The organism is Microcoleus sp. B13-B6 (assembly GCF_036705405.1).
GTDB lineage: Bacteria > Cyanobacteriota > Cyanobacteriia > Cyanobacteriales > Microcoleaceae > Microcoleus.
Genome location: NZ_JAUBUJ010000085.1, coordinates 31053 through 39070, shown reverse-complemented (window position 1 = coordinate 39070; position 8018 = coordinate 31053). Strand labels below are relative to the sequence as shown.

General features: G+C 43.7%; 7 protein-coding genes, 1 tRNA gene and 1 pseudogene. 7 read left to right on the top strand and 2 right to left on the bottom strand.

All coding sequences use genetic code 11. From position 1 onward, the window contains the following. The 6 genes and pseudogenes from QUB35_RS28965 to QUB35_RS28940 form a co-directional block, all read left to right on the top strand. A pseudogene (locus QUB35_RS28965) lies at positions 1–1176 on the top strand (WD40 repeat domain-containing protein); the annotation flags it as partial. Between the two features lie 86 nt (positions 1177–1262). Continuing rightward, a tRNA-Val gene (locus QUB35_RS28960) sits at positions 1263–1336 on the top strand. Between the two features lie 197 nt (positions 1337–1533). Next, positions 1534–2508: a site-specific DNA-methyltransferase gene (locus tag QUB35_RS28955; RefSeq protein WP_333145091.1), complete on the top strand. Its 975-nt coding sequence runs from the start codon at positions 1534–1536 to the stop codon at positions 2506–2508. Between the two features lie 7 nt (positions 2509–2515). Continuing rightward, on the top strand, positions 2516–4540 hold the full coding sequence (locus QUB35_RS28950; protein WP_333145090.1) for a helicase HerA domain-containing protein: 2025 nt from the start codon (positions 2516–2518) through the stop codon (positions 4538–4540). An 18-nt stretch (positions 4541–4558) separates the two neighbouring features. After that, the gene (locus tag QUB35_RS28945) at positions 4559–5920 is read left to right on the top strand and encodes a hypothetical protein (protein WP_333145089.1); all 1362 of its coding nucleotides are present in this window, start codon (positions 4559–4561) and stop codon (positions 5918–5920) included. A 42-nt stretch (positions 5921–5962) separates the two neighbouring features. Further along, positions 5963–6148 (top strand): hypothetical protein, encoded by a 186-nt coding sequence (locus tag QUB35_RS28940; protein WP_333145088.1) that lies wholly within the window; start codon positions 5963–5965, stop codon positions 6146–6148. A 1-nt stretch (position 6149) separates the two neighbouring features. Here the strand turns inward: QUB35_RS28940 and QUB35_RS28935 are convergent, their stop codons facing one another. Both QUB35_RS28935 and QUB35_RS28930 read right to left on the bottom strand, forming a co-directional pair. Further along, a complete protein-coding gene (locus tag QUB35_RS28935) occupies positions 6150–6308 on the bottom strand; it encodes a hypothetical protein (protein WP_333145087.1) in 159 nt (52 codons plus the stop codon). A 10-nt stretch (positions 6309–6318) separates the two neighbouring features. After that, positions 6319–7317 (bottom strand): hypothetical protein, encoded by a 999-nt coding sequence (locus QUB35_RS28930; RefSeq protein ID WP_333145085.1) that lies wholly within the window; start codon positions 7315–7317, stop codon positions 6319–6321. 359 nt (positions 7318–7676) lie between these two features. On the opposite strand from QUB35_RS28930, the gene QUB35_RS28925 reads away from it, so the two are divergent. Further along, positions 7677–7958 (top strand): helix-turn-helix transcriptional regulator, encoded by a 282-nt coding sequence (locus tag QUB35_RS28925; RefSeq protein ID WP_333145084.1) that lies wholly within the window; start codon positions 7677–7679, stop codon positions 7956–7958. The last annotated feature ends 60 nt before the right edge of the window (positions 7959–8018 follow it).

Genomic DNA, 8018 nt, shown 5'->3' with positions numbered 1-8018 from the left:
GGGGCGGGCACGGGGGCGGGCACGGGGACGGGCACGGGGGCGGGCACGGGGACGGGCACGGGGGCGGGCACGGGGGCACCGCCCCTACCAGCGCCTAAAATTTCCGTGCCGCAGAGGACGCCTGTGGTGCAGAATGCAGTGCCGCCAACGGTTGCAGGCACCATTTTACCTGTGCCGCCGATGCAGCGGGTTGTACCGGCACGCGCGCCTACTTGGAGGTGTGTTCATACTCTGGTAGGGCATTCTAATGCTGTTACGTCGGTAGCTTTCAGTCCTGATGGCGCGACTTTAGCTAGCGGCAGTGAGGACAAGACGATTGAGATGTGGAAGTTGGAGACTGGTAGGCGGTGGTACACTCTCACGGGTCATTCTGATTGGGTGACTTGTGTGGCGTTTAGTCCTGATGGCGCGACTTTGGCTAGTGGCGGCCGGGACAAAATGATTCATATTTGGGATTTGAATAAGGGTAAGTGGTGGTACGCTTTGGCTGGTCATTCTGACAGGGTTTCTGCTGTGGCGTTTAGTCGGGATGGTCAGGTTTTGGCTAGCGGCAGTCGGGACAAAACTGTGCAGTTGTGGAATTTGAATAAGGGAAGGCGGATGTCGGCTTTGACTGGTCACGCTGGCGGGGTGGAGGCGGTGGCTTTTAGTTCTGGCGGGGAGTTTTTGGCTAGTGGGAGTCGGGACAAGACTGTGCAGTTGTGGGATTGGCAAAATGGTCGATCGATTTGTACTCTGGCGGAGCACGGGGATTGGGTGCGGGCGATCGTTTTTGCTGCGAGTTCCCCCAACTCCCTGGCCGGTCAGACCCCCCCCAGCCCCCCCTTGGTAAGGGGGGGAGTAGGAGAGGGATTGATTTTGGGGACGGGGAGTCGGGATGGTACGGCGAAGCTGTGGCGGGTGGATGCACAGGGGCGAGGGACGCTGCTGCGGAGTATGAGGGACAATTCTGGGGATGTTTTGTGTGTGGCGTTGAGTCCCGATGGTCGGGTTTTGGCGACGGGGAGTCGGGATGGCACGATTTATTTGTGGGATGCGGGTACGGGGGGTTTGCTGGAAATTCTGACGGGCCACGGGGGGGAGGTTTTGTCGGTGGCGTTTAGTGCTGATGGGGGGAGTTTGGCTAGCGGTGCGGGCGATCGAACTGTGAAAATTTGGCGGGGGATTGGGCATTAGGGGCGATGTCAAGAGTGCCTGCTTAAAAAATTTCATATTTATGCTTGACAGGCGATCGAATGTTCTGCTACATTAGGAATTCGTGAGGACGCATAGCTCAGTTGGTTAGAGCACTACGTTGACATCGTAGGGGTCACTGGTTCGAGTCCAGTTGTGTCCATACCTAAAACCCGCCCAACAAGCGGGTTTTCTTGTTTCTACAACTGTACACTGACAAATTATTTGTCACTGATAACGCTTTATAATTAAATAAATGTTTTATGGCCCGCTTCTGTAAAATAAATTTCATACAGAAGACGTTGTAAACCCTGAAGATCCTTTCGATACACTCAGTAACACAAGTAAGGAAATAATTTGGTGTCCCCAGCTCAAGAAACTAACTCTGGTCGCTATTACGTTGGCAAAAGTGAACACATACTTAAGACTCCCTCTTGTCAAGAGCTAAACGGTCAAGTCAATCTAATTATGACATCTCCACCTTTTCCTCTTAATAGTAAAAAAAGCTATGGCAATATGTTAGGAGATGAATATCTTAAGTGGTTTACTGAGTTAGCACCAATCTTTGCTGAAATGCTGACAGACGATGGCTCTATTGTTATTGAACTTGGTAACAGTTGGGAACCAGGCCGTCCTGTTCAATCTTTACTACCTTTAAAATCTCTATTGAATTTTGTTTCTCATCCCGAATGTCAACTTCGTTTAATACAAGAGTTCGTCTGCTATAATCCATCCAGGCTTCCCTCCCCAGCTCACTGGGTTACAGTTAAGCGAATTAGAACTGTAGATAGTTATACTCGCCTTTGGTGGATTGCTAAAAGTGATTTCCCAAAAGCAAACAACTCTAAAGTTTTGCGTCCTTATAGTGAACGTATGAAATATCTCCTTTCCACAGGACGCTATAATTCAGGTAAAAGACCTTCTCAACATAAAATTGGTGAAACAAGTTTTCTAAGAGACTGCGGAGGCTCTATTGCTCATAACTTATTTGAACTAGAAAATATGGACGATAACAGACAAGTTCGCTTACCTCACTTACCAAATGGTTTTTCTTTTTCCAATAGTAACTCTAATGATTTCTTTTCACAAACTTGTAAAAAAAAAGGAATTACTCCTCATCCTGCTAGGATGCCAATGGGTCTAGCGGCTTTTTTTATTGAATTTCTAACAGACTCGGGAGATTTAGTCCTAGACCCTTTTGCGGGAAGTAATACTACTGGATATGCCGCAGCTCGACTAGATCGTAAATGGATAGCCATAGATGCTGAGGAAAAATATGTAGAACAGTCTAGAATTCGCTTTCAAGATCCTGCCCTTACCAACCAACATCAGTAATAACATCATGAGCATTAGCCAACAACTCACACAGACTAAAGTTTTTAAGCGCAAGTCAAATGGAGATTGGGATACGGGATTTTTTGTTGGTCGTCCCTTCCGACTTAGCTATAATAAAGCAGAAATTTTAGTAGCCGATGCTTGGAAGCAGAGAGCTAAAGGCATTCCTCAAGGTTGCTTCCTTCTGGCTTACTATGACAACGAACTTGACAACAAAAATAATGGCGAAGCAATTCTTCTTCGTGTTATTCAACCAAGTAAGCTACCAACTGACCAAAACGTTATTAGTAGTATGGTGGAATATTACAAGGATGATATTAAAACAGGAGAGAATAAACACTCCCAGCTAGATACTTTTACTCGTTACGAATTTTCTTTCAGTGGGCTAGAGTGTTCGGTTCTAGGATCTTTCTACGTTGATATAGATGGAATAACTCGCTTCGGTGCTGACTTAGAAAACTTCTATAGCGCCCATAATTACTCAGTAATTAAACCATCATCTGATATCTTAAAGGCGATTGTTAACTATAGAGAAAACGGCTCTCCTGGAGGATCTGGAGATATCAAAATTGGAAAAGTTCGCTACAGTTCCAGCCGTCGCTTTCAGCAAACTGAACAGGAAGTTCCTGTGTATGTCCAAGCGCCAGATTTTGCCGGAAAACGGACAGCTCTTTTTGGTATGACTCGAACAGGTAAATCCAACACGGTTAAGAAGATTATTCAGGCTTGTGTTGACATGAGCAACAACGCACCACTGAAGCTAGACGAAAGAAAAGAAACTCCAGAGGAAGTCCTTAATAATCTTACAGAGGATAATAATCCTAAGTATCCCATTGGGCAGATTATATTTGACATTAACGGTGAATATGCCAACCCAAACTTACAGGATCAGGGAACTGCAATTTTTGATTTATATCAAAACCAGACAGTTCGATACTCGACTGTACCAAAACCAGACTTTTTGGAAATGAAAGTAAATTTTTATCGGGAAATTGAAAATGGTTTTGGACTAATTAGAAGCTATCCTAGTGTTGCAAATAATAGCAGCAACTATATAAGAAGTTTTACATCCATAGATTTTACTCGACCAGAAGATTATGCTACTAATAGATCTGCTAAAGCACGGTACGATCGCCGAGTCGCAGTTTATCTGTGTTGCCTATATCGAGCCAATTTTAAAGCTCCATCTAATTTCCCTCCAGTCTGTTTTACGGCCAATCAGGATGTTCGTAATATTGTACAAGAAAATGTTGATCCCAATTCAGGGTTGAATTTGGATCAAGCTGCAAACTGGTGGGAAATGTTTTGGGATGTTTATGACGAAGATCCTGATCAAGTTTTCTCTAATTATAGACGACAAAAAGGGTACGAATGGGCCGACGAGGATTTAAAAGCTTTGCTAGTGATGCTCACTCGTAAAAGTAGATCGGGTGGAAATGCTAACGTTTCTGGGTTTCGTATTCTTAATCCGATTCGCGAGCAACATACCAGTACCGTTCAAAAACCGTTTGACCAGGATATTTTAAGTAATCTACGACAAGGAAAGATAGTCATTGTTGACCTTTCCCTCGGCAATCCTGAGATACAAGTAATGTTTAGCGAAAAAATTTGTCAATGTATTTTTGCTGATGCGATTAATCGTTTTACCAGCACTCATCCAAATAATTTCATCCAGTTTTACTTTGAAGAGGCTCACAATCTATTCCCTAAGAAAGATGATAAAGATTTATCGCAAATCTATAACAGGCTGGCAAAAGAAGGAGCAAAACTGAACCTCGGTTTAGTTTATGCTACTCAAGAAGTTAGCTCGATTAGTAGTAACATCCTTAAAGCGACTCAAAACTGGTTTATTTCTCATTTGAACAACGAGGATGAGATTAAAGAGCTAAGAAAGTATTATGACTTCAGTGACTTCACTGAAAGCCTAATTCGCTTCAGCCAAGACACCGACAAAGGTTTTGTGCGGATGAAAACCTACAGCAACCCCTTTGTTATTCCAGTCCAGATAGATCGCTTTCCCCCTGAAAATTAGCTTACTTTACGAGACTTTTTGAAAAATATGGGATATACCAGTAAAAACAATCGGCGACCTTTTGAGGGTGCGAGTAAGGCTTCGCATCATCACATCATTAACGACCCTGAAGTTCAAAGCACAATGGAGCGTATTTATAAGCCTCCAAAAGATGCTGGTATTTCATTAATAGATATGACTGTAGATTTTGCTCCTCCTCAAAATAACCCTGTAGAGGCGGTTATTGCTGTGGATGGCGGTTATACGGAGGTTATTCTGGATAAGGGATTTCCTTCACAAACAATGCACTTTCTACAGTTTGGCGCACTCTATTTTGAGATGGAGGATCTTGCCAAAATTGATGCTGCTGCTTTTATTGCTCCAGAAGATATGGCAAAGCTTAGAAATATTGAACGATTAAAACTAGCTCTGCCAACCAAGAATCTTTGCTTTAAGGATAAAAATACTCTCAAAGCCACTGTTCTTACGGCGATATTCGAGTTTTTCAGTAATAATAATTTAAGCGAAAAACATAGCTTAGTAGATACTCTGGCGTGGTTTATATTCCGTCGCTATAAACAAGGAAATAAAACCGAAAAGGATAAACGCTGGAATTTAGCAACTAACCCCTTAAGTCCAGTCGGGAATCAAGTTGTTTTGTCAGAGAGAGATATGGCAAATTATATGTTTAAATGTCCAGAAACCGGAGGAAAAATTCATTTAACTGATATTTTTAGGCTCCATGAAGTTATTGACGAGGAAACCGGAGCGGCGGGAATTTTGGGTTATTTACTGAATGTTATCGAACATATAATTATCATTCATCTAATCCGTCAGTTGCTACGTAGTCAACCAGAAATTCTCAAAAAAGTTCTTTTTATCAAAGATGGATCAACTGGATTTTTTGGGCAAACAGCTTTACTACATGACCCAATGAATGATTTGGTTAATTGGCTTCTAGATAAGCATAATATTCTATTAGCTGGTTTAGAGAAAAGTGGTGCTTTTGTGGATCATGCCCATGAAATCCAAGAGAAGCTAAAGCCGGGCCAGGCAGTCATTCTTAATGATGATTACATTTACCGCTACATCTTACCAGGTACAGGAGATCCTAACAATCCCTATGCTTATACGAGCAACTATGGACACAAGGTTATTTTTAAGGCTAGAGGAGGGCAGATGCACGTTGTTTCCATGCCTGTTCGTAAACTTAAGAAAACTCCAAACTCTACTGATTTGCCTAACTTACAGGTAATACTAGACAACGTAGAAGGTTTACGCTGTGATATGTATGATTCTGCTCTTTTCCCAGTGGCACTTGTTAATAAGTTAGTTAGCTTGTCCGCTCATCCTAGCCAGAGGATTCTTCAAAAATTTGCTAGTAAGAATGTTAATGGATAAAAATTTTATACTTGTCCTTGGACAGACAGGGGGTGGAAGATTGTGCGAGTTCAGGAGTACACTGCTGAGATTTCTCATATAACGGAGACTTTGATTCGATTTGTATTTCCGATCGCAATCGCAACTAATGTCGATCGCCCCCCTGCATCCCCAAATGATATGAAATCAGATCGATCGCCTACCAGCCCCTTCCGGGACACGGCTGTGATGCCGTGTCCTTACCCGTAACTTATCGGCGACAGCCTTCGGCGATCGCCCTTAACACCGCTAGCCGCACTTCTGGATGAAATTTCTCAAGCCCGTTAGCCCGAAAAATCCAGTGTCCGCCGCCCGCGTGCTCGATCGCAATTTTCTGACCGTCAGGCAAAACTATTTGCCACCAATTCAACACACTGGCTTTAATAAGGTGGCACTGAATTTCGTTCAGTTGAGCCTCCATTAATTTCAGTTGACGCATGATAGGATTTTGGGCAGATGACTTCATGATTTTTCTCATTAAATGAATTCGACTGTTTCTCGGCTTGGATTTCAGTTTGCCGATTTTTGAACTTAACTTCACCTTCCGAAGTTTTTGCCTTAACTTCCCTTTCCGAAGTTTTCGCCTTCACTTCCGTTTTACCACCTTTAGGCTCAACTTTCACTCCAAAACCTTTAGACTTAACTTTTCCTGGGGCAGAAGTTGCAGTCTGTTCCGTGGCAGGCTTCTTAAACTCCGCGTCTAATTGGTCTAAAATCTCCTCTTGTTCGGGAGTATGTTCCGCTGGCTGGTCTGAATTTCTGGGATTGTATTCGCCAACCAACCTTGCCAAAAATTCCGAAATTGACAGTCCGGCTGCGGCTGCTTTTTTCGTTAAAAGGGCGTAGGTGTCGGTTTTAATGCGAATTTGTTTGAGCCGGAGGTTGGGATTGTTGTCAACGGTTTCGGCAATAGTTACTGCGGTAATCCTTTCTTTGGGTATGACATCGACAACTTCTTGCCACTTTTCCTGTAAACGACAGTCGCCGTATTGGTCGGTAATTGCGTGTTTGAACAAAGGCACAACTTGAGCAACGCAGCTAGGCAAAATCTCAAATCCTGCTTTAATTAAGCGCAGGCAAATGCTCGCAGCTTTGATAATTTGTGTGCAGTAAAAATACTGCCTACCTAATGCTTGTTCGCAGTAACTTTTAAAAGTTTTGAACTTGTCTTTGTACAATCGCAGCTTTCGGATGGCGTCCAGCATGATTCCTTGACGCACGTAGTCTAGGAATCCCCTTTTAATTTCGCCTGTCAGGTAGTCTAAATCGTGAAAGGGAGATTGATTCTGGATTTCTTCTTCAAAGTCTAGCAGCGGGCCTGCAAAGTGAAAGTTGGAGGCGACATCGCCTAGGTAGAAGTTGTCAATGGATGTGGGCATGATCGGGAATGGTTCGAGAAATGGCACGATAGCACGGAAGTTGTGCGATCGCAAAGTTGAAGTTTTGGTCTGGATCTTTGATACAATTTTGAGTTGGGCACTCTTGTGAGGTCGATCGACCTTTTACATGGCACCACCTCCTCGGCGTTGAGAAAAAAGGGGCTTGAGGTATGCGCCCAACCCCCGAAAATACGCTTGGGTATGCAAGCACAATTGATAGACACGAAAAATCCGGCGGTTCTTCCAACCTGCATTTTGACGAAAGTAGGCTCGCCCGACCGTCTTCTGTCATGTCCGTCACTTACAACTTTAGTTGGAAAGCTCCTCTTTGTCAACTAAAGTTGTATAACTTTAGTTGAATGAATCAAGATATAGACTATCTCAAGCCAGAAACTATTCAAGAAGCTATCCAATTGGCTGAAGCTACTCAGGAACAACTAGCCCGAAACCTAGGAGTTTCTCTAAATACAGTGAACTCCTGGGTTAATTGTCGGAAAATGCCACGGGCGGATAATTTCTTCGCCCTATGCCGGGAGTTAAAGCTTTCGCCCAAAACCGTGGCTAGATTGCTACGCATCGATATCTCCAACATCCCTGACGATATCCCTTTGATAAGATCGCACTCGCCGAACGATAACTAACCCGCAGGGGTTCGGAAAAGTCTAGGGAAAGGGGCTTGAGTCATGCACCCAAGCCCGGAA